22 protein-coding genes are annotated in these 24,038 nt (G+C 69.7%); 16 read left to right on the forward strand and 6 right to left on the reverse strand.

What is annotated here, in order from left to right; translation table 11 throughout:
• Positions 1–501 precede the first annotated feature (501 nt).
• From F1599_RS23410 to F1599_RS23430, 5 genes are all read left to right on the forward strand, one after another.
• Positions 502–1,779: an MFS transporter gene (locus F1599_RS23410; RefSeq protein WP_150084693.1), complete on the forward strand. Its 1,278-nt coding sequence runs from the start codon at positions 502–504 to the stop codon at positions 1,777–1,779.
• 195 nt (positions 1,780–1,974) lie between these two features.
• Positions 1,975–2,490, forward strand: a complete 516-nt coding sequence (locus F1599_RS23415) for a single-stranded DNA-binding protein (protein WP_149320126.1) — start codon at positions 1,975–1,977, stop codon at positions 2,488–2,490.
• A 221-nt stretch (positions 2,491–2,711) separates the two neighbouring features.
• On the forward strand, positions 2,712–3,929 hold the full coding sequence (locus tag F1599_RS23420) for an acyl-CoA dehydrogenase family protein (protein ID WP_150084694.1): 1,218 nt from the start codon (positions 2,712–2,714) through the stop codon (positions 3,927–3,929).
• Positions 3,930–3,946: 17 nt separating this feature from the next.
• The gene (locus F1599_RS23425; RefSeq protein ID WP_150084695.1) at positions 3,947–5,311 is read left to right on the forward strand and encodes an LLM class flavin-dependent oxidoreductase; all 1,365 of its coding nucleotides are present in this window, start codon (positions 3,947–3,949) and stop codon (positions 5,309–5,311) included.
• A 149-nt stretch (positions 5,312–5,460) separates the two neighbouring features.
• A complete protein-coding gene (locus F1599_RS23430) occupies positions 5,461–7,044 on the forward strand; it encodes a TerC family protein (RefSeq protein WP_149320129.1) in 1,584 nt (527 codons plus the stop codon).
• Between the two features lie 77 nt (positions 7,045–7,121).
• Here the strand turns inward: F1599_RS23430 and F1599_RS23435 are convergent, their stop codons facing one another.
• From F1599_RS23435 to F1599_RS23445, 3 genes are all read right to left on the reverse strand, one after another.
• Complete coding sequence (locus F1599_RS23435) at positions 7,122–7,508, reverse strand: hypothetical protein (RefSeq protein ID WP_149320130.1); 387 nt, start codon at positions 7,506–7,508, stop codon at positions 7,122–7,124.
• 20 nt (positions 7,509–7,528) lie between these two features.
• Entirely contained in the window at positions 7,529–7,813 is a 285-nt protein-coding gene (locus F1599_RS23440) for a hypothetical protein (RefSeq protein ID WP_149320131.1), read from the reverse strand.
• 103 nt (positions 7,814–7,916) lie between these two features.
• The gene (locus F1599_RS23445; protein WP_149320132.1) at positions 7,917–8,120 is read right to left on the reverse strand and encodes a cold-shock protein; all 204 of its coding nucleotides are present in this window, start codon (positions 8,118–8,120) and stop codon (positions 7,917–7,919) included.
• A 304-nt stretch (positions 8,121–8,424) separates the two neighbouring features.
• Between F1599_RS23445 and F1599_RS26045 the strand changes: the two genes are divergently transcribed.
• The 8 genes from F1599_RS26045 (at position 8,425) to F1599_RS23480 (ending at position 18,440) form a co-directional block, all read left to right on the forward strand.
• On the forward strand, positions 8,425–8,595 hold the full coding sequence (locus F1599_RS26045; protein WP_190286441.1) for a hypothetical protein: 171 nt from the start codon (positions 8,425–8,427) through the stop codon (positions 8,593–8,595).
• Complete coding sequence (gene kdpF, locus F1599_RS23450) at positions 8,592–8,681, forward strand: K(+)-transporting ATPase subunit F (protein ID WP_150084696.1); 90 nt, start codon at positions 8,592–8,594, stop codon at positions 8,679–8,681. Before F1599_RS26045 ends, kdpF begins: the two co-directional genes overlap by 4 nt.
• Positions 8,681–10,489 carry a potassium-transporting ATPase subunit KdpA gene (gene kdpA / locus F1599_RS23455; RefSeq protein ID WP_150084697.1) on the forward strand — a complete coding sequence of 603 codons (1,809 nt, stop codon included), beginning with the start codon at positions 8,681–8,683 and terminating at the stop codon, positions 10,487–10,489. Before kdpF ends, kdpA begins: the two co-directional genes overlap by 1 nt.
• Before the next feature lie 160 nt (positions 10,490–10,649).
• Positions 10,650–12,884, forward strand: coding sequence for a potassium-transporting ATPase subunit KdpB (kdpB, locus tag F1599_RS23460; RefSeq protein ID WP_150084698.1), 2,235 nt, complete (start codon positions 10,650–10,652; stop codon positions 12,882–12,884).
• Positions 12,885–13,015: 131 nt separating this feature from the next.
• Complete coding sequence (gene kdpC / locus F1599_RS23465) at positions 13,016–13,639, forward strand: potassium-transporting ATPase subunit KdpC (protein ID WP_150084699.1); 624 nt, start codon at positions 13,016–13,018, stop codon at positions 13,637–13,639.
• Between the two features lie 89 nt (positions 13,640–13,728).
• A complete protein-coding gene (locus F1599_RS23470; protein ID WP_150084700.1) occupies positions 13,729–16,689 on the forward strand; it encodes a sensor histidine kinase in 2,961 nt (986 codons plus the stop codon).
• Between the two features lie 117 nt (positions 16,690–16,806).
• On the forward strand, positions 16,807–17,502 hold the full coding sequence (gene kdpE / locus F1599_RS23475; RefSeq protein WP_149320137.1) for a two-component system response regulator KdpE: 696 nt from the start codon (positions 16,807–16,809) through the stop codon (positions 17,500–17,502).
• A gap of 146 nt (positions 17,503–17,648) precedes the next feature.
• Positions 17,649–18,440 carry a TorF family putative porin gene (locus F1599_RS23480; protein WP_150084701.1) on the forward strand — a complete coding sequence of 264 codons (792 nt, stop codon included), beginning with the start codon at positions 17,649–17,651 and terminating at the stop codon, positions 18,438–18,440.
• A 36-nt stretch (positions 18,441–18,476) separates the two neighbouring features.
• Here F1599_RS23480 and F1599_RS23485 read toward each other — a convergent pair whose 3' ends face one another.
• Positions 18,477–19,295, reverse strand: a complete 819-nt coding sequence (locus F1599_RS23485; RefSeq protein ID WP_150084702.1) for an anti-sigma factor family protein — start codon at positions 19,293–19,295, stop codon at positions 18,477–18,479.
• Positions 19,292–19,825, reverse strand: coding sequence for an RNA polymerase sigma factor (locus F1599_RS23490; RefSeq protein ID WP_150084703.1), 534 nt, complete (start codon positions 19,823–19,825; stop codon positions 19,292–19,294). Before F1599_RS23490 ends, F1599_RS23485 begins: the two co-directional genes overlap by 4 nt.
• A gap of 309 nt (positions 19,826–20,134) precedes the next feature.
• On the opposite strand from F1599_RS23490, the gene F1599_RS23495 reads away from it, so the two are divergent.
• Both F1599_RS23495 and F1599_RS23500 read left to right on the forward strand, forming a co-directional pair.
• Positions 20,135–20,689, forward strand: a complete 555-nt coding sequence (locus tag F1599_RS23495) for a DUF305 domain-containing protein (protein ID WP_150084704.1) — start codon at positions 20,135–20,137, stop codon at positions 20,687–20,689.
• Positions 20,686–22,182 carry a YncE family protein gene (locus F1599_RS23500; protein WP_150084705.1) on the forward strand — a complete coding sequence of 499 codons (1,497 nt, stop codon included), beginning with the start codon at positions 20,686–20,688 and terminating at the stop codon, positions 22,180–22,182. The genes F1599_RS23495 and F1599_RS23500 overlap by 4 nt, the downstream gene beginning before the upstream one ends.
• Before the next feature lie 103 nt (positions 22,183–22,285).
• On the opposite strand, the gene F1599_RS23505 is transcribed toward F1599_RS23500, so the two are convergent.
• The gene (locus F1599_RS23505; RefSeq protein WP_150084706.1) at positions 22,286–23,185 is read right to left on the reverse strand and encodes a LysR family transcriptional regulator; all 900 of its coding nucleotides are present in this window, start codon (positions 23,183–23,185) and stop codon (positions 22,286–22,288) included.
• 95 nt (positions 23,186–23,280) lie between these two features.
• Between F1599_RS23505 and F1599_RS23510 the strand changes: the two genes are divergently transcribed.
• A complete protein-coding gene (locus F1599_RS23510; protein ID WP_150084707.1) occupies positions 23,281–23,886 on the forward strand; it encodes a cysteine hydrolase family protein in 606 nt (201 codons plus the stop codon).
• The last annotated feature ends 152 nt before the right edge of the window (positions 23,887–24,038 follow it).

Consider the following 24,038-nt stretch of genomic DNA (forward strand, 5'->3'; position numbering starts at 1 on the left):
AGTCGGGGTCGACAGGCCGGTCTCACGGAGCGCCCGCGCCATGGCTGGCGGCGGGCGTACGCTCAAAGCAGGAAGCAGGCCGGGGCCTCGGCGCGGGCCGGCGGGGAAGGGGGCTGGCGGCCGTCTTGGCGCGGCTTCGGCCGCGGCTTTTGCCTTTGCCTGCCGGCCTCTGCGGCGATCTGCCGCTGCCTCGGCCGCTGCCTGCCGCAACCTGTCCACCGCTGGCCGCCACGTCCGTGCCGCTGGCCGATTTTCCTCGCCAGCCCGGGCCACTTCCCGCCGATCCGGCGTCTGGCGCCGGGAGCAAACCTGCTAATATACCGAACTTCGGTTTCCGGGGTTGCCCCTGCCTCTGCCCCCTGCCGGCGAGGGGGCGCGGCTCCGGCGCCCGGCACGGTGGCCACGGTGGCGGTTCGCATGGCGCCCCGGCATGGCCGCGCACCGCGGCGCGGGGCCCGGCGCACGGCCGGCCACCCGTATCCCCGAGTCCCCACGAGCGCAATGCCGTCGACCCAGTCTTCTTCCCCAGCCGCGGCCGATGGTGCCGAACGAACAGCCGGCACGGTCTCCGCACGGATGAGCCGTATCGAACTGCGCGCCAGCGTGTCGCTGGCCAGCATCTTCGCGCTGCGCATGCTGGGCCTGTTCCTGATCCTGCCGGTCTTCGCCGAATACGCCCGTACGCTGCCCGATGGCCATGATGCCCAGCGCATCGGCCTGGCGATGGGCATCTACGGCCTGATGCAGGCCTTCCTGCATATCCCGCTCGGCTGGCTGTCCGACCGCATCGGCCGCAAGCCCGTGATGGTCGGGGGCCTGCTGCTGTTCGTCGCCGGCGGGCTGGTGGCGGCGTTCTCCGACACGCTGACCGGCATCATCGCCGGCCGCGCGCTGCAGGGCATGGGCGCGATCTCGGCGGCGATCACCGCCTGCATCGCCGACCTGACCAGCGAGCGCCATCGCACCAAGGCGATGGCGATGGTTGGCGGCAGCATCGGCCTGACCTTCGCGCTGTCGCTGGTGATTGCCTCGCCGCTGCTGCGCACCATCGGCATGCCGGGCATCTTCACGCTGATGTCGGTGCTCGGCCTGCTGGCGATCGCCGTCACGCTGTTCCTGGTGCCGACTCCGCCGCCGCCCCACCCGGACCAGCTGCCGCTGCACCGGGTATTGCCGAAGGTGCTGCTCAATCCCGATCTGGCCCGCATGAACGTCGGCGTGCTGGCGCTGCATGCCTCCCAGGTGGCGATGTTCATGGTGGTGCCGGGCATGCTGGTCGATGCCGGCATGCCGGTCGACTCGCACTGGAAGGTCTATCTGCCGGTCGTGCTCGTGTCGTTCCTGCTGATGCTGGCGCCGATGATGGCGGCCGAGCGCTACGGCCGGATCCGCCCGGTGCTGCTCGGCGCGGTCGCGCTGATGACGGCGGTGCAGCTGCTGTTCGCCGCGGTGCATGGCCTGTGGCCGATCGTCGGGGTGCTGCTGCTGTTTTTTGTCGCCTTCAACGTGCTGGAGGCGATGCAGCCCTCGCTGGTGTCGCGCTACGCGGCCGCCTCGCGCGGCGCCGCGCTCGGGGTCTACAACACCACCCAGGCGATCGGGCTGTTTCTCGGCGGCGCCGTCGGGGGCTGGCTGCTGCAGCACGCCGGCCGCAGCGCGGTCTTCCATGGCTGCGCGGCCGTGCTGGTGCTCTGGCTTATAATCGCCTGGGGCATGAAGCCGCCGCCCGCCAGGGTCCGCCACGGCGGCCCGGACAGCGAGCCGCAGCCGGCGCACTGACGCGGCGGCCTGCCGGGCACGACGTCTCCAGCGCGGTCCACGGCGGTCCACGGCAACGGCCGCATCACGCGGAAACGCTTTCCGGCGCCGGGCCGCACTACCATCGGCGCGCCGGGCGCAAATCAGTCGAAAGAGTCAAATCAGTCAGCACATTGCCGCGCCGCCCATCGGGGCGCGGTTCTCGGAGAACACCTCATGGCATCCGTCAACAAAGTCATCCTCGTCGGCAACCTCGGCGCGGACCCCGAAACGCGCTATATGCCAAGTGGCGATGCCGTGACCAATATCCGGCTGGCCACCACGGACCGCTACAAGGACAAGCAGAGCGGCGACATGAAGGAGCTGACCGAATGGCACCGCGTGGCCTTCTTCGGCAAGCTCGCCGAGATCGCCGGCCAGTACCTGCGCAAGGGCTCCCAGGTCTATATCGAAGGCCGCATCCGCACCCGCAAGTGGCAGGACCAGTCCGGCCAGGACAAGTACAGCACCGAGATCGTCGCCGAGCAGATGCAGATGCTGGGCTCGCGCCAGGGCGGCGGCGGCGGCGAGGAAGGCGGCGGCTACGCGCGCGAATCGTCGGGCGGCGGCTATGGCGGTGGCGGCGGCCGTGGCGGTGCGCAGGGCGGTGGTGGCGGCCAGGGCGGCGCACGCCGGCCGCAGCAGTCGCCGTCGAACGGCTTCGAGGATATGGACGACGATATTCCGTTCTGAGTCCAGGTTCCGCGCTTCACCGGCATCCGATCGAGCCCGCTTCATGCGGGCTCTTTTCATTGGGTGGCGTTCATCGGCGGATGGCATTTCGGCGGCGCGACTGCGCGCGCTCCTATCCAAAGAACGTCGCCGCAGATATCGATATCCCCTTTCCTTCGTTCCCCTCCGCAGGTCCCGTCCCTATCCTCTCAGGCTCGTATTGCAGACGAGAGGACCCGCCAATGAATGCCCCGTTGGACTTCGATGCGCGCCATGCCCTGCGCGCCGCGCTGGAGTCGCTGCCCGAGCTGGCACAGAAGATCGGTACCGATGCCGCGGCGCGCGAGGCCCGGCGCCTGCTGCCCTATGAGGGCTTCGCGCTGTTCCGGCAGTCGGGCCTGGGCCTGTTGCGGATTCCGGTGGAGCAGGGCGGCCTGGGCGGCTCGCTGGTCGATCTGTTCGAGGTGATCGCGACCATCGCGGCGCACGAGTCCAATGTCGCGCACGCCTTGCGCATTCATTTCGATCAGACCGAGTCGCTGCGGCTGTCCCCGCGCTCGGCCTTCAACGACCTGCAGGTGCGGCGCATCGTCGGCGGCGCGATCTTCGGCGGGGCGTCGACGGAGGTCGGCACCGCCCGGCCCGGCGAAATCACCACGGCGCTGCGCCGCGACGGCGGCCATTACCGGCTGTCGGGCCGCAAGTACTACTCGACCGGCACGGCCTTCGCCGACTACGCGCGCATCAACGTCAAGGATGCCGACGGCGCCGATGCGTCGATCGTGATTCCGACCGATCGCCCCGGCTTCGGCGTGGTCGACGATTGGGACGGCATGGGCCAGCGCATGACGGCCAGCGGCAGCCTGGTGCTCGACAACGTGCAGGTATTTGCCGACGAGGTGACCCGGCGCGGCAACAGCACGCTGGTAGGCCGCCATTGCGGGGCGCTGCGGCAGCTGCATCTGGTCGCGGTGGCCGCCGGCATCGTGCGCAACGCGTGGGCCGATGCGCGGGACTACGTGCAGCGGCATGGCCGTCCCGCGCTGCACAGTCCCGCGCCGTCCGCGCGCGAGGACCATGTCATCCAGCAGGTGATTGGCGATCTGGCCGCGCACAGCCATGCGATCGACGCGCTGGTCCGGGAGAACGCGCGCGTGCTGGACCGCTCGGCCGATGCGCTGCAGGCGGGCGATGCCGATGCCGAGGCGCTGGTGCTGCAGGGTGCGCTGGCCACCGCGCAGACGCAGCTGGTGGTCAGCAAGCTGGCGCTGCACGTCGGGGAGCGGATGTTCGAGGCGGGCGGGGCGTCGTTCACGGCGAAGCGCTACAACTTCGACCGCCACTGGCGCAATCTGCGCACGATCTTCAGCCACAACCCGCTGCTGCACAAGGCGCGCGTTATCGGCGCCTACCACCTGAACGGCGAGACCACCCATCTGACCGAGGGCCGGGTGTTCTGAACACCGGCAGACGAGCCATGGCAACGACAATCAAACCGACAACGACCTCGACCACGCCCCCGCGCCAGCTGCACCTGAACATCAACGCGCTGCATTCCGGCTTCGTGCCCTCGGCATGGCGCCTGCCCGCCAGCGATCCGGGCGCCTTCGTCGACGTGCAGCACTACGTCCGCGTCGCGCGCATCGCCGAGGCCGCGAAGTTCGATGCGATCTTCCTCGCCGACAACGCCTCGATCGCGGACCAGATCCATTTCCGTCCGATCACCGCGCTGGAGCCGACGCTGCTGCTGGCCTGCGTCGCCGCCGCGACCACGCACATCGGCCTCGTCGCCACGGTATCGACCAGCTACAACGAGCCCTACAACATCGCGCGGCGCTTCGCGACGCTGGACCATGTCAGCGGCGGCCGCGCCGGCTGGAATGTGGTGACCACCGCCGATGCCGGCTCGGCGCGCAATTTCGGCCGCCGCGCACCCCCCGACCACGGCCAGCGCTATGCGCGCGCCGACGAATTCACGGCGCTGGTCAAGGCGCTGTGGGACAGCTGGGAGGACGATGCCTTCATCGGTGACAAGGCCGGCGGGCGCTTCGTCGATACCGGCAGGCTGCAGCCGGTGGCCCATCACGGCGCGTTCTTCGACGTACACGGACCGCTGAACCTGCCGCGGCCGCCGCAGGGCCATCCCGTGCTGTTCCAGGCCGGCGGTTCCGACGATGGACGCGAGCTGGCGGCGCGCCACGCCGAGGCCGTGTTCTCGGCGGCGCAGTCATTCGAGGAGGCGCTGGCCTACCGGCGTGCGGTCAATACGCGGGCGGAAGCGCTCGGGCGCGGCCCGAATGCCGTCAAGGTGCTGCCGGGCCTGACCACGATCATCGGCGCCACGGAGGCCGAGGCCCGGCAACGGCGCGATGCGCTGGTCGATCTGATTCCGTGGGACTACAGCCTGAATCGCCTGGCCGGCACGCTGGGCATCGAGGTGGGGCGGCTCGAACTCGATGCGCCCTTGCCGGACGATCTGGCCGTGCCGGCCAATGGCAACCACACCTTCTTTCGCGCGACGCTGGCCGCGGCGAAAGGGCGCAACCTGACGGTGCGCGCGTTGATCCGCGAGCTGGCGGGCGGCGGCGGGCACCGCGTGATCGTCGGCACGCCCGAGCAGATCGCCGACGACATCGAGCACTGGTTCCGCGATGGCGCCGCCGACGGCTTCAACCTGATGCCCGATGCGCTGCCCGACGGCTTGCAGGACTTCGTCGACGGCGTGGTGCCGATCCTGCAGCGGCGCGGCATCTTCCGCACCGAGTACACGGGCGCGACGCTGCGCGACCATCTCCAGCTCGCGCGTCCCGCCGGCAGGGCACCGGCGCGCGCGGCTGCCTGATCGAAGGCGCGCCGCGGTCTTGTCATCCTCCCACCTATTGACGCGGTAGCCGGCCCAGGCCCTACACTGTGGCGTATCCGGCTGCCGCGGCCATTCCCGTTCCGTGCGCAGCGTCCCCCCTTGCTCCTTCCCCACGCGACGATGCCCACATGGAATGGCTGACTGACCCCACGATCTGGATAGGCCTGGCGACGCTGATCGTGCTCGAGATCGTGCTGGGCATCGACAACCTGGTGTTCATCGCGATCCTGGCGGACAAGCTGCCGCCGGAGCAGCGCGACAAGGCACGCATCATCGGCCTGTCGCTGGCGCTGTTCATGCGGCTGGGTTTGCTGTCGGTGATGTCGTGGCTGGTCACGCTGACGCGGCCGCTGTTCGCGCTCGGGCCGCTGGAATTCTCGGGGCGGGACCTGATCCTGCTGGGCGGGGGCATCTTCCTGCTGGTCAAGGCCACGCTGGAGCTGCACGAGCGGATCGAGGGCAAGTCCCACCATGAGACCGAGAAGCCCGCCTATGCCGGCTTCTGGCTGGTGGTGACGCAGATCGTCATCCTGGACGCGGTGTTCTCGCTGGACTCGGTGATCACCGCGGTCGGCATGGTCGACCATCTGAGCGTGATGATGGTCGCGGTGGTCTTCGCCATCGCGGTGATGCTGTTTGCATCCAAGCCGCTGACGCGCTTCGTCAACGCCCACCCCACCGTGGTCGTGCTGTGCCTGAGCTTCCTGCTGATGATCGGCCTGAGCCTGGTCGCCGACGGCTTCGGCTTCCATATCCCCAAGGGCTATCTGTACGCGGCGATCGGCTTCTCGGTCGGCATCGAGGCGCTGAACCAGCTGGCACGCCGCAATCTGCTGCGCTACGAGGCGCGCCGCCCGATGCGGCAGCGCACCGCCGATGCGGTGCTGCGCCTGCTGGGCGCGCGCCGGGCCGCCGAGGGCGAGGCCGGCGAGCCGGTCAGGCGCGACACCGCCGCGCCCGCGGCCTTCGCGCCGGAGGAGCGCACCATGGTCAGCGGCGTGCTGTCGCTGGCCGAACGCTCGGTGCGCTCGATCATGACGCCGCGCTCGGAACTGTCGTGGATCGATATCGAGCAGGACGCCGACACGCTGCGCCGCCAGATCCTCGCCACGCCGCACAGCTTCTTTCCGGTCTGCCGCGGGCAGCTGGACGATATCCTCGGCGTCGCGCGCGGCAAGGACCTGATCGGCACGCTGGCCGAGCAAGGCCGCATCGACGAAGCCAGCCTGCGGCCGCCGATCGTGGTGCCGGAATCGATCCGCATCCTGCCGCTGATGGAGACGCTGCGCGCGTCGCGCGGCCAGCTGGTGCTGGTGACCGACGAATACGGCGCGGTGCTGGGCGTGGTGACGCCGGTCGATGTGCTGGAAGCGATCGCGGGCGAATTCCCCGACGAGGACGAACTTCCGACCATCGCGGCGGCGGGGGAGGGGCGCTGGCTGATCGACGGCAGTGCCGATCTGCATGCGGTCGCCCACGTGCTGGAGCTGGGCGAACCGTGGACGCAATCGCAGGGGCGCTATGCGTCGCTGGGCGGCCTGCTGCTGGACCGTTTTGGCATCGTGCCGCCGGTGGGCAGCGCGATCGATCTGGACGGCTATCGCTTCACGGTGGTCGAGGCGACCGAACGGCGCATCGATCGGATCGAAGTGGTGCGCCTGGGCGCCGAATCGGTGCAGGCGGGCGCCGATGCCGAGCAGCGGGAGCGCTGAACGAGATCGACGGTGCGGGCGGTGATACGCGGAACCGTACGCGCTGGTCCTTCTATCCCGGTTCTTTTACCCGCCCCTTACACGCCGAACGACTGCAGCCGCGAACGGGCCGGCCGGCTGGCGTCGCGCGATCGTACGGGGCGCAGTTCCCCTTGCCACGGGGCGGCCAGCGCATCGAGCAGATGATCGCCGGCGAGGGTCTTGTCGTGCAGCGCGTCGCGCAGCGCCTGGCCGATCGCCAGCCGGCACAGCGCCTCGCCGTCGCGGGTCAGCGTGCCGCGGGCCGCAACCGTATCCGCATCCGCATCGGCGCGGATCGTGAACGAGCGCCGGCCCACGCCGACGAAACTGGTGAATCGAACGCAATCGCATTCGCCGGAACCGGCGAAATTGACGCTGACATGGTAGGCGAGGCTGGTACCGGCCCATGGCAACGTACAGAGGTAACTGACGGCTTCGCTCATGGCGGGCTCGCTTTGGCGCTTCAGGCCGTAGGCAGCGTTTCGGTCGGGACCAGGCCGTCGATGATGGCGCGGCCGTAGTCGACGGCGGCGCGTCGGGCGGTGCCGACGTTCTCGCACGAGCCGCTGGTCAGGCGGTACAGGCGTGATTGCTCGTTGCCAGGGGGCTGGCCTTCGATGCAGATCATCACCGAGACGTCAAAAGCAAGTTCGGGTTTGGTACGCGGCCATGTCTGCACCGGGGTGCGCCGGTAGACCAGCGGGTAGAGCTCGTAGCCCTTGTAGCTGGCGGTAGGAAGGGAGTCCATGCATCGCTCCTGTTGAACAACGTGGACGCCGGCTGGCTGCGACAGGCAGAAAAAGCGGCCGGCAATAAAAAACCCCGCAAGCGCGGGGTTTTCGTGGCAAGCGTCAGACCGGTTCGATCTTCGTGGCGGCCGGGCCCTTCTGGCCGACGCCGCGCACGTAGCGCACCTTCTGTCCTTCCTGCAGCGACTTGAAACCGCTGCCCTGAATTTCCGAAAAATGCGCGAACAGATCGTCGCCGCCGGCGTCCGGCGTAATGAAGCCGAAGCCCTTCGAATCGTTAAACCACTTTACGGTACCGGTATCCATGTATATCTCCTGGATTGTTCCCATCGGACAAATGTCCCGAGGGGCATGACGATCAAGAAGAAACATGGAGAAGAAGTGGCGGAGCCGGGGGCGGCCAACTCGGTAATCGACGTGCTTGCTTGAAGATCCTGCGGTTCCCGTTATACAGGTCATGTGCCGGACTGTCAAAACAATGCGGCAAATCCATTGACGGACGCCCTCTGCCGCATCTTTATACCTTCTTTACGGCACCCCTCCACCTTTCTACCCCGTTTTTAGCCGCCCCTCCCTAATCTGCAAGCCGGTATCACTCTCGGTATTTGCCATGGACGGGATTTTCCTGATCGTACTGTTCGGCTTCGCCGGACTCTGTGCCGTGCTGCTGCAGCTGTGCGTCGTGCTGGCGCCGCGCGCGCCGGCGAATGTGCGCCCGCACGGGCCGGCCAACGACACGCCGCCGCAGTGCGGTGCCACCCCGGGCAGGGGGCAACGATGAACTGGACCGATCTGCTGGCCGCGGCGATGGCCGCGGCCGTGTTCGTCTATCTGCTGATCGCGCTGCTGCGCCCGGAGAAATTCTGATGACCACGCAGTTCATGGGCCTGCTGGCCCTGTTTCTCGCCATCCTGCTGGCGATGGCGCCGCTGCTGGGACGCTATCTGCGCCGCGCCGTCGAGGACGGCCAATACGCCTTGACCGCATGGGGTCGGCCCGTCGAGCGCCTGCTCTATCGCGTTGCCGGCGTACGCCCCGATGCCGAGATGGGGTGGAAGCGGTATGCCGTCGCCGTGCTCGCGTTCAACGTGCTGGGCGTGGTGGTGGTCTATGGCCTGCAGCGGCTGCAGGGCGTGCTGCCGCTCAATCCCCAGGGCTTCGGCCCGGTGTCGCCCGATTCCGCATTCAACACGGCGATCAGCTTCGTCGCGAACACCAACTGGCAGGGCTATGCCGGCGAATCGACGATGGCCTATCTGACGCAGATGCTGGGCCTGACCGTGCAGAACTTCGTGTCGGCGGCGACCGGCATCGCGGTGGTATTCGCGCTGATCCGCGGCTTCGCGCGCCAGAGCGCGGCGACCATCGGCAACTTCTGGGTCGACATGACCCGCACCACGCTCTATGTGCTGATGCCCATCGCGACCGTCATCGCGCTGGCCCTGGTCAGCCAGGGCGTGATCCAGAACTTCGACGCCTACAAGCCGGTGTCGATGGTGTCCGCGGTCGAGTACACCATGCCGAAGACCGATGCCGCCGGGCAGCCGGTACTGGACGCCGAGGGCAGGCCCGTCGCGGAGCCGGTCCGCACGGACCGGCAGACGCTGGCGATGGGCCCGGTCGCGTCGCAGGAGGCGATCAAGATGCTGGGCACCAACGGCGGCGGCTTCTTCAACGCCAACTCGGCGCATCCCTTCGAGAACCCGACCGCGCTGGCGAACCTGATCGAGATGCTGGCGATCTTCCTGATTCCCGCCGCGCTGTGCTTCACCTTCGGCGAGATGGTCGGTGATCGCCGCCAGGGCATCACGGTGCTGGCGTCGATGACCGCGATCTTCGTCGCGATGGCCTGCGTGGCCGCGCTGGCCGAGCAGCAGCCCAACCCCGCGCTGGCGGGATTGCCGGTGGACAGCCTCGCCTCGACCTGGCAGGACGGCGGCAACATGGAAGGCAAGGAAACGCGCTTCGGCCTGGCCGCATCGGCGCTGTTCGCCACGGTCACGACCGCGGCGTCGTGCGGCGCGGTCAATGCGATGCACGACTCCTTCACCGCCATCGGCGGACTGGTGCCGATGCTGCTGATGCAGCTCGGCGAGGTCGTGTTCGGCGGCGTCGGCTCGGGCCTGTACGGCATGCTGGTGTATGCGGTGCTGGCCGTGTTCATCGCCGGCCTGATGATCGGCCGCACGCCCGAATATCTCGGCAAGAAGATCGAGGCCTACGAGATGAAGATGGCCGCCGTGGTGATCCTCGTCACGCCGTTGCTGGTGCTGCTGGGCACGGCGGCGGCGGTGTCGATGGAGGCCGGCCGCGCCGGCGTGCTCAATCCCGGCACGCACGGCTTCTCCGAGATCCTCTACGCACTGTCCTCGGCCGCGAACAACAACGGCAGTGCCTTCGCCGGCCTGTCGGCCAACACGCCCTTCTACAACACGCTGCTGGCCGCCGCGATGTGGTTCGGCCGCTTCTGGGTCATCATCCCGGTCCTCGCGATGGCCGGCGCCCTCGCCGCGAAGAAGCGCGTGCCGGCAAGCGGCGGCACCATGCCCACGCACGGGCCGCTGTTCGTGGTGCTGCTGGTGGGCACCGTGCTTCTGGTCGGTGCGCTGACCTATGTGCCCGCGCTCGCGCTCGGTCCCGTGGCCGAGCAGCTGCAGGGCGCCGCCGTTCGATGAGCCGGTTCGGTTCGATGAGCCGGTTCGATGAGGCAGTTCGATGAGCCAGTTCGATGAGCCAGTTCGATGAGCCGGGCGTTCCCCTGATGACATCGGACGCCGCGCGTGTTCCGACCGCGTCCGCGTTCCTCCCTCCTCTCTAGCGCACTGCGGAGATCCCATGCAACAAGAATCCACGGCCAATGCGGCCGAGATCGGCGGCAATCCGGGCGAAGTGTCGGCCGGCACGCCCGTGACCGATCGCCAACCCGCGCTTTCCGATCGCGCCCCGGCGCGCGGCATGTTCGCGCCGCAGCTGCTCAAGCCGGCGCTGGTGGCGGCCTGGCGCAAGTTGTCGCCGCGCCAGCAGCTGCGCAATCCGGTGATGTTCGTGGTCTATGCCGGCAGCATCCTGACCACGATCCTGTTCCTGCGCGCGGCCTTCGCGCCCGAAACCTCCGCCGGCGGCGAGAGCGCCGGCTTCATCCTGGCCGTGTCAGTCTGGCTGTGGTTCACGGTGCTGTTCGCCAACTTTGCCGAGGCGCTCGCCGAAGGGCGCAGCAAGCAGCAGGCGGCGGCGCTGCGCGGGCTGCGCACCACGGTGACGGCGCGCGTGCTGAAGGACGGCCGGCGCGGCGGCCCGACCGAGCCGCGCGCCGCCACGGCGCTGCGCCGCGGCGATGTGGTGCTGGTCGAGGCGGGCGACATGATTCCCGGCGACGGCGAGGTGATCGAAGGGGTCGCCTCGGTCGACGAAAGCGCGATCACCGGCGAATCGGCGCCGGTGATCCGCGAATCGGGCGGCGACTTCTCGTCGGTGACCGGCGGCACGCGCGTGCTGTCCGACTGGCTCGTGGTGCGCATCACCGCCAACCCGGGCCAGAGCTTCATCGACCGGATGATCGCGATGGTCGAGGGCGCGAAGCGCCAGAAGACGCCAAACGAGCTGGCGCTGACCATCCTGCTGGTGGGCCTGACCATCGTGCTGCTGCTGGCCACCGCGACGCTGCAGCCGTTCTCGGTCTACAGCGTGCTGGTCGCCAAGGCCGGCGTGCCGGTGACCGTCACGGTGCTGGTGGCGCTGCTGGTCTGCCTGATTCCGACCACCATCGGCGGCCTGCTGTCCGCGATCGGCGTGGCCGGCATGAGCCGCATGATGGCGGCCAACGTGATCGCCACCTCGGGCCGCGCGGTCGAAGCGGCCGGCGACGTCGACGTGCTGCTGCTCGACAAGACCGGCACCATCACGCACGGCAACCGCCAGGCGTCGCGGTTCATCGCCGCGCCCGGCGTGGCGCCGTCGCGCCTGGCCGAAGCCGCGTGGCTGTCCTCGCTGGCGGACGACACGCCGGAAGGGCGCAGCATCGTCGCGCTGGCCCGCCGGCAGGCGGACCCGCGCACCCCCGAGGTGGCGCCGCGCCATGCCCAGTTCGTGCCCTTCACCGCGCAGACGCGGATGAGCGGCGTCGACGTTCACGAGGACGGCGAACGAGGGCACGTGCGGCACGTGCGCAAGGGCGCGGCCGACGCGGTGCGCCGCTACGTCGCCGAGCGCGCCGGCAAGTTTCCGGACGCGGTGGCGCAGGCGGTCGAGGAGGTCGCGCGCGCCGGCGGCACGCCGCTGGTGGTGGCCGACGAGCAGGGTATCCAGCAAGGCGGCGAGCAGGGCAGCGACATTCGCGTGCTCGGCGTGATCGAGCTCAAGGACATCGTCAAGACCGGCATCCGCGAGCGCTTCGGCGAGCTGCGCCGGATGGGCATCAGGACCGTGATGATCACCGGCGACAACCGGCTGACCGCGGCCTCGATCGCCGCCGAGGCGGGCGTCGACGACTACCTGGCCGAGGCCACGCCCGAGGCCAAGCTCAAGCTGATCCGCCAGTACCAGGCCGAAGGGCGGCTGGTGGCGATGACCGGCGACGGCACCAACGACGCGCCGGCGCTGGCCCAGGCCGACGTGGCGGTGGCGATGAACACCGGCACGCAGGCGGCCAAGGAGGCCGGCAACATGGTCGACCTCGACAGCAACCCGACCAAGCTGATCGAGATCGTCGAGATCGGCAAGCAGATGCTGATGACGCGCGGCTCGCTGACCACCTTCAGCGTCGCCAACGATATCGCCAAGTACTTCGCGATCATTCCGGCGGCCTTCGCCACGACCTGTCCGCAGCTGGCATTGCTGAACGTGATGGGGCTGTCCACGCCGACGTCGGCGATCCTGTCCGCCGTGATCTTCAACGCGCTGATCATCGTCGTGCTGATTCCGCTGGCGTTGAAGGGGGTCGCCTACCGGCCGCTGGGCGCCGCGGCGCTGCTGCGGCGGAACCTGCTGGTCTACGGGCTCGGCGGCATCCTGGTGCCGTTCGTGGGCATCAAGCTGATCGACATGCTGCTGACCTTGCTGGGGTGGGCCTGAACGCCGGGCCGCCTAGCCATCGAGTCAGTGAGTCGCCGACTCTCCGGACCACCGGACTATCGGACCACCGGACCACCGGACCACCGGACCACCGGACCACGGCATCACCGAAACACAAGGACATCGACACCATGAACACCAACGCATCCCTGCACGCCGCCCCCGTCCCCCCAGCGCAGGCGGGCCTGCTGCGCCCGCTGCTGACCGTCTTCGCCGCGCTGTCGGTGCTGACCGGGCTGCTGTATCCCGCCGTCGTCACCGGCCTCGCCCAGGGCCTGTTTCCCCATCAGGCGGCCGGCTCGCTGATCGTCAGGGACGGCACGACGATCGGCTCGGCGCTGATCGGGCAGCCGTTCTCCGAGCCGCGCTATTTCTGGGGCCGGCTGTCCGCCACGGCGCCGATGCCCTACAACGCGGCGGCCTCGGGCGGCTCGAACCTCGGCCCGAGCAATCCCGCGCTGGCCGACGCGGCGCGCGCGCGCATCGAGGCGCTGCGCACGGCCGACCCGGGCAACACGGCCCCGGTGCCGGTGGACCTGGTCACCGCCTCGGGCAGCGGCCTCGATCCGCATATCAGCCCGGCAGCGGCCGAGTATCAGGCGGCGCGGGTTGCCCGCGCCCGCGGCCTGCCGCTGGAGCGGGTACGCCAGCTGATCGCCGCCCACACCGACCGGCCCGCTCTGGCGGTGCTGGGCGCTGCCGGCGTCAACGTGCTGCGGCTGAACCTGGCGCTCGACGCGCTCGGCCCGAAGTAGTGCCGCGCGGGCCGTGGCAGAATGGCCTTCGCCTTGCCCTCCCTTGTTCTGCCATTGTTCTGCCATAGTCCAGCCCGGTTGCATTGCCGATGACCGAAGCCGAATTGCGCGATGCCGGTGCGCGCGCCGATCCCGATGCCCTGCTGCAGATGGTCCAGCAGGAGGGCGAGCGGGCCGCGCGCGGCAAGCTGCGCGTGTATTTCGGCGCCTCGGCCGGCGTGGGCAAGACCTTCGCGATGCTGACCGCGGCGAGGGCGGCGATGGCAGAGGGCGCCGATGTGGCGATCGGCGTGGTCGAGACCCACGGCCGCGCCGAGACCGAGGCGCTGCTGGCCGGCATGGAGCGGCTGCCGATGCGCGAGGTGCCCTATCGCGGCCGCGTGCTGCACGAATTCGATCTCGACGGCGCGCTGGCGCGCCAACCCGCGCTGATCCTGGTGGACGAGCTCGCGCATTCGAATGCGCCGGGCAGCCGCCACCCGAAGCGCTGGCAGGACATCCAGGAGCTGCGCGCGGCCGGCATCGATGTCTGGACCACCGTCAACGTCCAGCACCTGGACAGCCTGAACGAGGCGGTGGGCGGCATCACCGGCATCCGCGTCTGGGAAACGGTGCCCGACGCGGTGTTCGACGGCGCCGACGAGGTCGTGCTGGTGGACCTGCCGGCCGACGAGCTGCTGCGCCGGCTGAAGGAGGGCAGGGTCTACCTGCCCGAGCAGGCGCGCCATGCCGCGCGCCATTTCTTCCGCAAGGGCAACCTGATCGCGTTGCGCGAGCTGGCGCTGCGCCGCACCGCCGAGCGTGTCGATGACGACGTGCGTGCGTGGCGGCAGTCCGAACCGGTGCAGCCGGTATGGCGCACGCGCGAGGCGGTGCTCGCCTGCATCGGCAGCGGCGACGATGCCGAGCAGGTCGTCAGGAGCGCGCGCCGGCTGGCGGGCCAGCTCGATTGCGACTGGCATGTGGTGACGGTCGCCACGCCGCGGCTGGCGCCGCCTTCTGAGCGCGCCAGGGCCCGGCTGGAGGATGCGATGCGGATGGCCGAGCAGCTCGGCGCACGCACCGAGACGCTGGCCGGCGCGGACATGGTGCAGGCGGTCGCCGGCTATGTGCGGCGCCACAACCTGACCAAGGTGGTGATCGGGCGCGCGCCGGGCGATTGGCGGCGCGGCGGCGCGTCGCTCGCCGATCGCGCGCGTTCGCTGTTGGCGCTGGGCCTGTCGCCGCTGGTCGGCGCGCCGGCGGCCTGGTTCGGCAGGCGCAGCTTTGCCGACGCGCTGGCGAGGGGCTGTCCCGAGATCGACATCATCCGCGTGGCCGCCGATACCATTCGCAACCCCGCTCGCAACCCCGCGCGCACCGATCCGCGGCCGGGCCACGACGCCGCCGAGGGGCAGCCCGACGCCGGCACCGCAGGCGCGGGGCGGGGCGACTACCTGTGGGCCGTGGTCTGGTGCGCCGGCGCCTCGGCGCTGTCGGCGCTGGCCACGCCGTGGTTCGACGTGGTCAATATCGCGATGCTGTTCCTCGCTGCCGTGATGGGCGTCGCGCTGCGGCACGGCCGCGGGCCGGCGGCATTGGCCTCGGTGCTGTCGGTGGCCGCGTTCGACTTCTTCTTCGTGCCGCCGCGGCTGTCGTTCGCCGTCACCGACGTGCAGTACCTGCTGACCTTCGTGGTGCTGTTGTCGGTGGGCCTGGTGATCGGCCAGCTGACCGCGGGGCTGCGCGAGCAGGCGCAGGTCGCGGTGCGGCGCGAGACCGATGCGCGCACGCTGTACGAGCTCGCGCGCGAACTGTCGTCGGCGCTGACGCTGGAGCAGATCGTGCCGATCGGCAGCCGCTTCCTGCGGGCGGCGTTCGATGCCAATTCGGCGTTCTTCCTGACGTCCCCCGACGGCAAGCTGCTGCCGCCGGTGATGGTCGCCGAGCAGCAGGACACCGCCGCGCGCACCGATTCGATCGACCGCGTGCTGGCGCAATGGGTGTTCGACCACGGCCAGCCCGCCGGCACGGGCACGCACACGCTGCCCGGCAGCACCGTGCTTTATCTGCCGCTGAAGGCGCCGATGCGGACGCGCGGCGTGCTGGCGGTGGAGCCGGCCGCGTGGCGCGCGTTCGCGCAGCCTGCGCTGCGGCGCCAGGTGGATGGCTTCTGCACGCTGATCGCGATCGCCATCGAGCGGCTGCACTATGTCGAGGTTGCGCAACAGGCGCTGCTGTCGATGGAGTCGGAGCGGTTGCGCAGTTCGCTGCTGGCCGCCGTATCGCACGATCTGCGCACGCCGCTGACCGGCCTGATCGGCATGGCCGAGACGCTGCGGCGTGCCGACCCGCCGCTGGCGCCTTCGGTGGCCGATACCGTCGACGCGATGCTCGAGCAGGCGCAGCGGATGCGCACGATGGTGGTCAACCTGCTCGACATGGCGCGGCTGCAAAGCCGCGACGTGCGGATGAAGCGGGCGTGGCAGTCGGTCGAGGAGCTGGTCGGCTCGAGTCTGGCCGCGATGCGCGAGTCGTTGTCGCGGCACCGCGTCGAGGTGGCCGACCTGTCGCGCGTGCCGCTGGTCGAGTGCGACGCGGTGCTGATCGAGCGCGTGCTGTGCAATCTGCTGGAGAATGCGGGCAAATACACGCCGGCGGGAACGACGATCCGCGTGTCTGCCGAGGCCGTCGAGGCTGGCGAGGACGGCAAGGCCAGCGAGGGCCGCGAGGACGGGGAGGACAGCGAAGACGGCAAGGGCAGCGTGGGAGGCGAGGGCGAGATCCGCATCGCCGTGGAGGACGAGGGTCCCGGCGTGCCGGCCGGCAGCGAGCGGCAGATCTTCGAGAAGTTCACGCGCGGGCAGCGCGAGTCGGCCACGGTCGGTGTCGGCCTCGGGCTCGCCGTCTGCGAGGCGATCGTGCAGGCCCACGGGGGACGGATCTGGGTCGAACCGGCGCGGTCCGCGGCGCGCCGGGCCGTGCACGGGCCCGGCGCCCGCTTCGTGGTCGCGTTGCCGCGCGGCAACCCGCCGGCGGTGGAGGCCGAGTCCGACATGCCACCCGCTTGAACCGGCGGACTGTTCGTTCGAATCCGCGCACCGCCATCCGCAACACATTCGGCCCACGTCCGCACCACGTCCTCGCTACGTCCGCACCACGTCGATCCCAAGGAAACCACTACCGTCATGCCATTCGAATTCTCTCCCACGGTGTTGCTGGTCGAAGACGAGCCGCATATCCGCCGCTTCGTACGCGCGACGCTCGAGGCCGAGGGCTGCACCGTGCATGAGGCCGAGACGCTGAAACGAGGGCTGATCGACGCCGGCACGCGTCAGCCCGATCTGGTGATCCTCGATCTCGGCCTGCCCGACGGCGATGGCGTCCAGCTGATCCGCGAGATGCGCAGCTGGACCCAGGTGCCGATCCTGGTGCTGTCCGCGCGCAGCGACGAAGCCGACAAGATCGTCGCGCTCGACGGCGGCGCCGACGACTATCTGACCAAGCCCTTCGGCGTGGGCGAGATGGTGGCGCGCGTGCGCGTGCTGCTGCGCCGGCACGCCAGGACCAATCCGCAGGGCACCCACCTGATCGCCTTCGGCGACGTGCAGGTGGACCTCGCCAATCGCGTGATCACGCGCGCGGGGCAGCCCGTACATCTGACGCCGATCGAGTATCGCCTGCTGTCGGTGCTGATCGCCCACCGGGGCAAGGTGATGACCCATCGCGAACTGCTGCGCGAGGTATGGGGGCCGTCGCAGTCGGAGAGCAGCCAGTATCTGCGCGTCTACATGGGTCATCTGCGGCACAAGCTCGAGCGCGATCCCGCGCAGCCCGTTCACCTGCTGACCGAGACCGGCATCGGCTATCGCTTCGCGGGGTGAGTGACCCCGGGGCATGAACGCCCGGCGTGCGCCTTTACGCGGTTCGCATGCCGCGCCTCGCACTCTTGACACCGTTTTTACGCGCCGATGCCTATCGTGGCGAAGGTCCCCAACGGGACTGTCCCTTCTACTTCGCCACGATTCTCATGATCCGAATCACGCTACCGCGCCATCCCGCCGCGGCGCTGCTCGCCGCTTCCCTGCCCGCCGCTTCTCTGCTCTCCATCACGCTGCTGTCCGCGATGCCGGCGGCCGCGCAGACCGCGCCGCACACGTTGACGGCCAATCTGTCGCTGGCCACCGACTACCGCTATCGCGGCATCACGCAGACCGATCGCCGGCCCGCGATCCAGGGCGGCTTCGACTACAGCCATGCCAGCGGCTTCTATCTGGGCAACTGGAACTCGAGCATCAGCTGGCTGGGCGACAGCAACGACGAGGTGTCGGCGCCGATCGAGATGGACTTCTACGCGGGCTTCAGGAACACCTTCGGCACCGAGGGCAAATGGAGCTACGACGTCGGCGTGTTGCAGTACTACTACCCCGGCGATTACCCGGGCGGCTTCACCCGTCCCCATACCACCGAAGCCTATGCCGGCGTCGGCTACGGTCCGGTGTCCCTCAAGGTCTCGTATGCGCCGACCAACCTGTTCGGCCTCGCCGACAGCCGGCACAGCTGGTATGCGGACCTGTCGGCCAACGTGCCGCTGCAGGTCTGGGGCCTGACGCTGAACACGCACATCGGCTACCAGAAGGTGCAGGTGGCTGACGCCTCGTATGTCGACTGGAAGCTCGGCCTGACCAGGGACCTGGGCAACGGCTTCGCGCTGGCCGTGGCCTATGTCGACACCAACGCGGACCGCACCGTCTACACCAACGCCAGCGGACGCTATATGGGCCGCGGCACGGCCTGGGCCTCGCTGACGAAGACGTTCTGAGGCCGCGCCGCCATCGCCCACCGCCGCCCGGCGGCGCTACTGCGCGGCGACCTGCGCGTGCACGTCGTGCGCCAGCTCGAGCAGCCGCTGGCGGTCGATGCCGCCCGACACCGCGTAGCCGAACTTGCCGTCGATCCAGTAGAAGACATTGACCGGACCGTCCTGATACAGCCGGAACGCGGTCACGTCGGCGGCGAGGTCGCGGTGCGAGATGCACAGCGTGATGCGCTCGCCGTTGGCGTCGTGGTACATGAACTGCGCGACCGGGCCGTGGTTGCTCGGCAGCAGGCGTCCGCCCATCAGCGAGAAGCCGGTGCGCGTCAGGATCGGCGGGCGGACATCGGCGCCCAGCCGGTTCGATACCCATTTGACCAGCTCCTGCTCGCGGTCCGCCCCGACCTCCACCGGCCGGCGTACCTCGGGGGCGTAGATCACGTGGGCGATCGCCGATTGGCGCGCGAACGATTCGCCGGTATCGAGGCCCGTCGGCGCGCGCCGGGCCAGCTCGCCGCCGAAGGACGGCACCGCGCGGCGCCACGCATCGGCATTGGCGCCGATGCCGATGCCCACCACCAGCGCCGCGGCCATGCCGCCCAGCAGCTTCCAGTCCAGCCGGCGCAGCCATGCGCCGCGCCGGCCGGGGTCGCGCAGCCGCGACGGCAGCGGTTCGTTCAGCACGCGGTCGTAGCGCGCGTGCAGCATGTGGTTCAGCGCGTAGTACTGGCTGATCCGCTGGGCAAGCTGGGGGTCGTGCTCGAGCCGCTGCTCGATTTCGGCGCGCCGCGCGTCGGGCACCATGCCGTCGACGTAGGCGTGGATCTCTTCCTCGCTGATCGCGAATGCTTCGTTGCTCATCGCACCACCCTCAGTCGGGCTTCGGGTTTGACACCGGCCATCAGGCTGCGCAGGCGCTCGCGCCCGCGCGACAGCCGGGACATCACGGTGCCGACCGGGATGCCGAGCGCCAGCGCGACCTCGGCATAGCTCATCGATTCGAGGCCGACCAGCAGCACCACCTCGCGCTGTTCGGCCGGCAGCCGCTGCAGCGCGTAATCGAGGTCGCGCACTTCCAGCGAGCCCGCCGGATTGGCCACCGTGCTGTGCCAGTCCGCGCCGGACAGGCCGTCGGACAGCGTGTCGTCGTCCATCGGCACATGCGTCGCGCGCATGCCGGCGCCGCGCATCTGGTTGACGAAGGCGTTATGCATGATCGTGAATAGCCAGGCCCGCAGATCGGTGCCGTCGTGGTATTGCCGCGCATGGCGCAGCGCGCGCTCGAGCGTGTCCTGCACCAGGTCGTCGGCCAGCTCGCGGTTGTGGACCAGCGCGCGCGCATAGCGGCGCAGCCGCGGCACGTGGTCGATCAGTTCTTCACGAACCCCCATCGCTGTTCCTTTGTCGGTCGGCGGGCCGCGCCGGGTTTCCCCTGCGCTGTGCCCTTGCAGCGTGAACACCATCGGGGCGATTTTATTCCGGCCAATGCCGGCCACCGTCCGGATTTTTTTGCCGCTCGGCGGGAATAAGCGGGGCGGGAGCGCTGTTCACCTGTGGGTACGGACCTCGAGGAGTGCAGCATGCCAGTCTGTTTTCGATGGCGCGGCCGCGACCGCGGCGCCGCGCGGGTGGCGTCCGCCATGCCGTTTGCCATGCCGTTTGCCATGCCGTTGGTCATACCCGTGGCCATGTCCGTGGCCATGTCCGTGACCCTGGTCGGGGCGCTGGCGATATTCGTTGCGCCGGCAGCCGCGGCCGAGCCCTCGGCGGCCACGGGTGCGGCTTCCGCCGATGCCGCCAACCACGCCGCCTTCCTCGCCGAGAACGACCGTGCGATGGAGCGGATGATGAACGAGATGGCGATCACGCCGAGCGGCGACGTCGACCGCGACTTCGTCCACATGATGGTGCCGCACCACCGCGGCGCGATCGAGATGGCGATGGCGCAGCTGCGGTACGGGCGCAATCGGCAACTGCGCCGGCTGGCGCAGGAAATCATCGCCACGCAGCAGCAGGAGATTGCGGCGATGTATCTGGCGATCGGGCTGGCGCCGCCCGGTGCCGATACATCCGCCGATACATCCGCCGATACGTCGGCCACTACGGCGGCCACGACGTCCCCCACTACGTCGGCCACCAGGTCGGTCACAACGTCGGCCACAACGCCGGCCGATATGTCCTCCGATCCCGCCGCGGCCGCCGGCGGCGGCCACCGCCACCGCACCGTCCACCATTCGCACAAGGAGCCACGATGAAGCCCACCCCGACCGCCGCCGTCGTCGCCGCCATCGCGGCCCTGGCGCTGGCCTTGCCGGCCGCCACGCAGGCCGGGCAGCCGCCCCGCGCCGCCACCGATCCGGATCGGCCCATCAGCCATCGCGACCGCATCTATGCCGCGGAGCAGTTCTCCAACACGGTGTCCGTCACCGACCCCGCCTCCAACGAGGTGCTCGGCATGATCCGGCTGGGCGAGCCGACGCCGGCGAACTTCAGCCCCTTGTACAAGGGGCAACTGCTTGTGCATGGCCTCGGCTTCTCGCCGGACGGCCGCACGCTGGCAGTGGTGTCGATCGGCTCGAACTCGGTGTCCTTCATCGACACGCAGACCAATGCGGTCAGGCACGTGACGTATCTCGGCCGCTCGCCGCACGAGGCGTTCTACACGCCGGACGGCAAGGAGGTCTGGGTCACCGTGCGCGGCGAGGACTATGTTGCCGTGATCGACGCGGCCACCTATCGGGAGAAGACGCGCATCATGGTGCCTGCGGGTCCCGGCATGCAGATCTTCTCGCCGGACGGCAAGTACGGCTATGTGTGCTCGTCGTTCCAGCCGCGCACCAGCGTGGTCTCGGTGGCCGAGCACAAGGTGATCGCCACCATCGAGCAGGCCAGCGCCTTCTGCCCGAACATCGCGGCGACGCCCGACGGCAAGCAGGTCTGGTTCACGCTGAAAGACATCGGCAAGGTGCAGGTGTTCGACGCGCGTCCGCCGTTCGCACCGATCCGCACCATCGATACCGGGCCGATCACCAACCACGTCAATTTCGTCCGCAACCGCAACGGCCAGTTCGCCTACGTGACGGTGGGCGGGACCAACGAGGTCAAGGTGTTCCGCACCGACGACTTCGCGCCGGTCGCCACCATTCCGGTCGGCAAGCTGCCGCACGGACTGTGGCCGTCGGGCGACGGCAGCCGCATCTATGTCGGGCTGGAGAACGAGGACGCGCTGGCGGCGATCGACACGCTGAGCCAGCGCGTGGTCGCGACGATCCCCGTCGGTCAGGCGCCGCAGGCGGTGGTCTACGTGCCGGACGCGGTCAGGCAGGGAGATGGGCGGCAGAACCTGCAGCCTGCGGGAACGATCGCCCGGGCCACGCAACTGTCGCTGGCGCCGGTCGCTGCCGGCGGACAGCCGCTTGCGCAACAACCACCTTCCCAGCAGGCGCCGACCAGCGTCGCGCTGTTCGATCAGGGGCTGGTGCAGGTGCTGCAGGCCTCGGTCACCGGCCTGCAGCCGAAGCAGGCCTATGTGCTGGGCCTGGCGGAGCGGGCCGACGGCGGCGGCCGCATCGAGCCGCTGGCGCGCTTCATGGCGAATCCGGCGGGATCGGCGATCGTCAATACGGTCGGACCGATCCGGCAGGTGGTCGCCGGCGGCGGCGAGCGCCAGGAGGCGCGGCGCTATCTGGTGATCGCGCCCGTGACGGACGCCGGCATCGGGGCGCCGGTGCAGCGGCAGACACCGTAGCGGCTGGCGTGCTGGGGCTGACCTATGGCTCCCTATGGCTGCCTATGGCCCCGTATGGCTGCCTGTGGCCCCCATGGGCCCCCAATGGCCCCCCAATGGCCCCCTATGGCATCTCCGCGAAGCACTCGGCGAGCCAGTCGGCGACGGCGCGAAAGCGCGGCTGGCGCCGGTATTCGGACGGATAGGCCAGCCAGACCTCGCGCCTTACGTCGGGGCAGTCCTGCAGCAGATGCAGCGACGGCTGCGTCCGCGCGGCAAAGTGCGGCAGCAGCGCGGCCCCGGTGCCGGCCGCGGCGGCCATCAGCAGCGTGTCGACGCTGTTGCTCGACAGCACGATGGCGTCGCGCGCGATCTGCCGGTCGACCCAGCGAATCTCGGGCAGCGCCACCCCCGGGGCGAGCGACAGCGCGAGCTGGCAGAACGGCAGCGCGGTCAGGCCCTCGTCGGCGTAGCGGCGGCGCATGGCCGCGTTGCCGTAGACGCCGTAGTGGATCGTGCCGATGCGGCGCGCCACCACCTGCTCCTCGACCGGGCGATTGAGCCGGATGGCCAGATGCGCCTCGCGGCGTGCCAGGCTGGCGCGGCGCGCCTCGACGATCAGTTCCACCGTCAGCCCGGGATGACGCTCGCGCAGCGCCGGCAGCCGCTCCGCGATGAACAGCGTCGCCACGCCCTCGGTGGCGGTCAGCTTGACGGTGCCCGAAACGCTGCCGGGACTGGCGCGGCGCGCTTCGAGTTCGCGGCCGATGCGCGCGGCATGCCGCTCCATCTGCTCGGCGGCGGCCAGCGCGATGCGCCCGGCTGGCGACAGTTCGATCCGGCCCTGCATCGATTCGGCCACCGATGCGCCCAGCGCCGTCTCCAGCCGCCGCAGCCGGCGAATCACGGTGGCGTGCGTCAGTCCGAGCTCGCGCGCGCAGGCGGCGTAGCTGCCCGAACGGGCCAGCACGGCCAGCGTCAGCAGATCGTCCCAATGGGTGGTCGCGGCTGTTCTTTTTTGCACAGTGCCTCGTCGGAATTTGGCATGGTGAATCGGCAAGCCGAACCCTATCATGGCGGCACCGCACGATGTCGTGCATTCGACGAGGAAGAGACCCCATGCCGCAAGCCAAGACCCTGATGGATTTCGCCGGCGCGACCCGCCAGCCGGCCGACTGGCAGCAAGCCAGCCTGGTGCTGATCGACCACCAGCGCGAGTATGTCGACGGCAGCCTGCCGCTGTCCGGCATGGCCGAGGCCGTCGCCGAGTGCCAGCGCCTGCTGGCCGCCGCCCGCAAGGCGGCCGCACCGGTGGTGCACATCCAGCATCACGGCAAGCCCGGCGGCGCGATCTTCGATCCGCAGGGGCCCTATGTCGAGCTGATTGCCGAACTGGCGCCTGCGCAGGGCGAGGCGGTGATCGCCAAATCCCTGCCGAACGCGTTCGCCGGCACGGGCCTGGCCGACGCACTGGCCAGGACCGGCCGCAAGCAGCTGGTGGTGGCGGGCTTCATGACCCATATGTGCGTCAGCGCAACGGCGCGCGCCGCGCTCGATCTGGGCTTCACCACCACGGTAGTCGCGGCCGCCTGCGCGACGCGCGATCTGCCCGATCCCGTCAACGGCGAGGTGGTACCCGCCGCGGTCGTGCATCGCACCGCCCTGACGGAACTGAACGACCTGGTGGCGCTGGTGGTGCCGGATGCGGGAGCGTTGGGGGCGTAAGCGAGAACGCAGCCGTCTCCGCGGACGCGGGGATCCAGCGACGTTGGAAAGACGTTGGGATTCCCGTCCGGCTTCGCGGGAAGGATGTGCGCGCTGGTGGTGCTTCGCCAGAGCCCATGGCGGAAGAGGCCGCTCGCGCGGCCTCTTCTGCT

Origin of the sequence: Cupriavidus cauae, from assembly GCF_008632125.1 — a bacterium.
In the GTDB taxonomy this organism is placed as follows: domain Bacteria; phylum Pseudomonadota; class Gammaproteobacteria; order Burkholderiales; family Burkholderiaceae; genus Cupriavidus; species Cupriavidus cauae.

What these genes read in the sequence shown, in the direction of transcription:
- F1599_RS23440 (WP_149320131.1), bottom strand. Translation starts at nt 7,813, where the DNA reads ATGGACTCCCTTCCTACCGCCAGCTACAAGGGCTACGAGCTCTACCCG.
- F1599_RS23435 (WP_149320130.1), bottom strand. Translation starts at nt 7,508, where the DNA reads ATGAGCGAAGCCGTCAGTTACCTCTGTACGTTGCCATGGGCCGGTACC.
- F1599_RS23445 (WP_149320132.1), bottom strand. Translation starts at nt 8,120, where the DNA reads ATGGATACCGGTACCGTAAAGTGGTTTAACGATTCGAAGGGCTTCGGC.
- kdpE (WP_149320137.1), top strand. Translation starts at nt 16,807, where the DNA reads ATGCCATTCGAATTCTCTCCCACGGTGTTGCTGGTCGAAGACGAGCCG.
- F1599_RS23490 (WP_150084703.1), bottom strand. Translation starts at nt 19,825, where the DNA reads ATGGGGGTTCGTGAAGAACTGATCGACCACGTGCCGCGGCTGCGCCGC.
- F1599_RS23420 (WP_150084694.1), top strand. Translation starts at nt 2,712, where the DNA reads ATGAATGCCCCGTTGGACTTCGATGCGCGCCATGCCCTGCGCGCCGCG.
- kdpA (WP_150084697.1), top strand. Translation starts at nt 8,681, where the DNA reads ATGACCACGCAGTTCATGGGCCTGCTGGCCCTGTTTCTCGCCATCCTG.
- F1599_RS23425 (WP_150084695.1), top strand. Translation starts at nt 3,947, where the DNA reads ATGGCAACGACAATCAAACCGACAACGACCTCGACCACGCCCCCGCGC.
- F1599_RS23410 (WP_150084693.1), top strand. Translation starts at nt 502, where the DNA reads ATGCCGTCGACCCAGTCTTCTTCCCCAGCCGCGGCCGATGGTGCCGAA.
- kdpF (WP_150084696.1), top strand. Translation starts at nt 8,592, where the DNA reads ATGAACTGGACCGATCTGCTGGCCGCGGCGATGGCCGCGGCCGTGTTC.
- F1599_RS23470 (WP_150084700.1), top strand. Translation starts at nt 13,729, where the DNA reads ATGACCGAAGCCGAATTGCGCGATGCCGGTGCGCGCGCCGATCCCGAT.
- F1599_RS23510 (WP_150084707.1), top strand. Translation starts at nt 23,281, where the DNA reads ATGCCGCAAGCCAAGACCCTGATGGATTTCGCCGGCGCGACCCGCCAG.
- F1599_RS23485 (WP_150084702.1), bottom strand. Translation starts at nt 19,295, where the DNA reads ATGAGCAACGAAGCATTCGCGATCAGCGAGGAAGAGATCCACGCCTAC.
- kdpB (WP_150084698.1), top strand. Translation starts at nt 10,650, where the DNA reads ATGCAACAAGAATCCACGGCCAATGCGGCCGAGATCGGCGGCAATCCG.
- F1599_RS26045 (WP_190286441.1), top strand. Translation starts at nt 8,425, where the DNA reads ATGGACGGGATTTTCCTGATCGTACTGTTCGGCTTCGCCGGACTCTGT.
- F1599_RS23495 (WP_150084704.1), top strand. Translation starts at nt 20,135, where the DNA reads ATGTCCGTGACCCTGGTCGGGGCGCTGGCGATATTCGTTGCGCCGGCA.
- F1599_RS23430 (WP_149320129.1), top strand. Translation starts at nt 5,461, where the DNA reads ATGGAATGGCTGACTGACCCCACGATCTGGATAGGCCTGGCGACGCTG.
- kdpC (WP_150084699.1), top strand. Translation starts at nt 13,016, where the DNA reads ATGAACACCAACGCATCCCTGCACGCCGCCCCCGTCCCCCCAGCGCAG.
- F1599_RS23500 (WP_150084705.1), top strand. Translation starts at nt 20,686, where the DNA reads ATGAAGCCCACCCCGACCGCCGCCGTCGTCGCCGCCATCGCGGCCCTG.
- F1599_RS23415 (WP_149320126.1), top strand. Translation starts at nt 1,975, where the DNA reads ATGGCATCCGTCAACAAAGTCATCCTCGTCGGCAACCTCGGCGCGGAC.
- F1599_RS23480 (WP_150084701.1), top strand. Translation starts at nt 17,649, where the DNA reads ATGATCCGAATCACGCTACCGCGCCATCCCGCCGCGGCGCTGCTCGCC.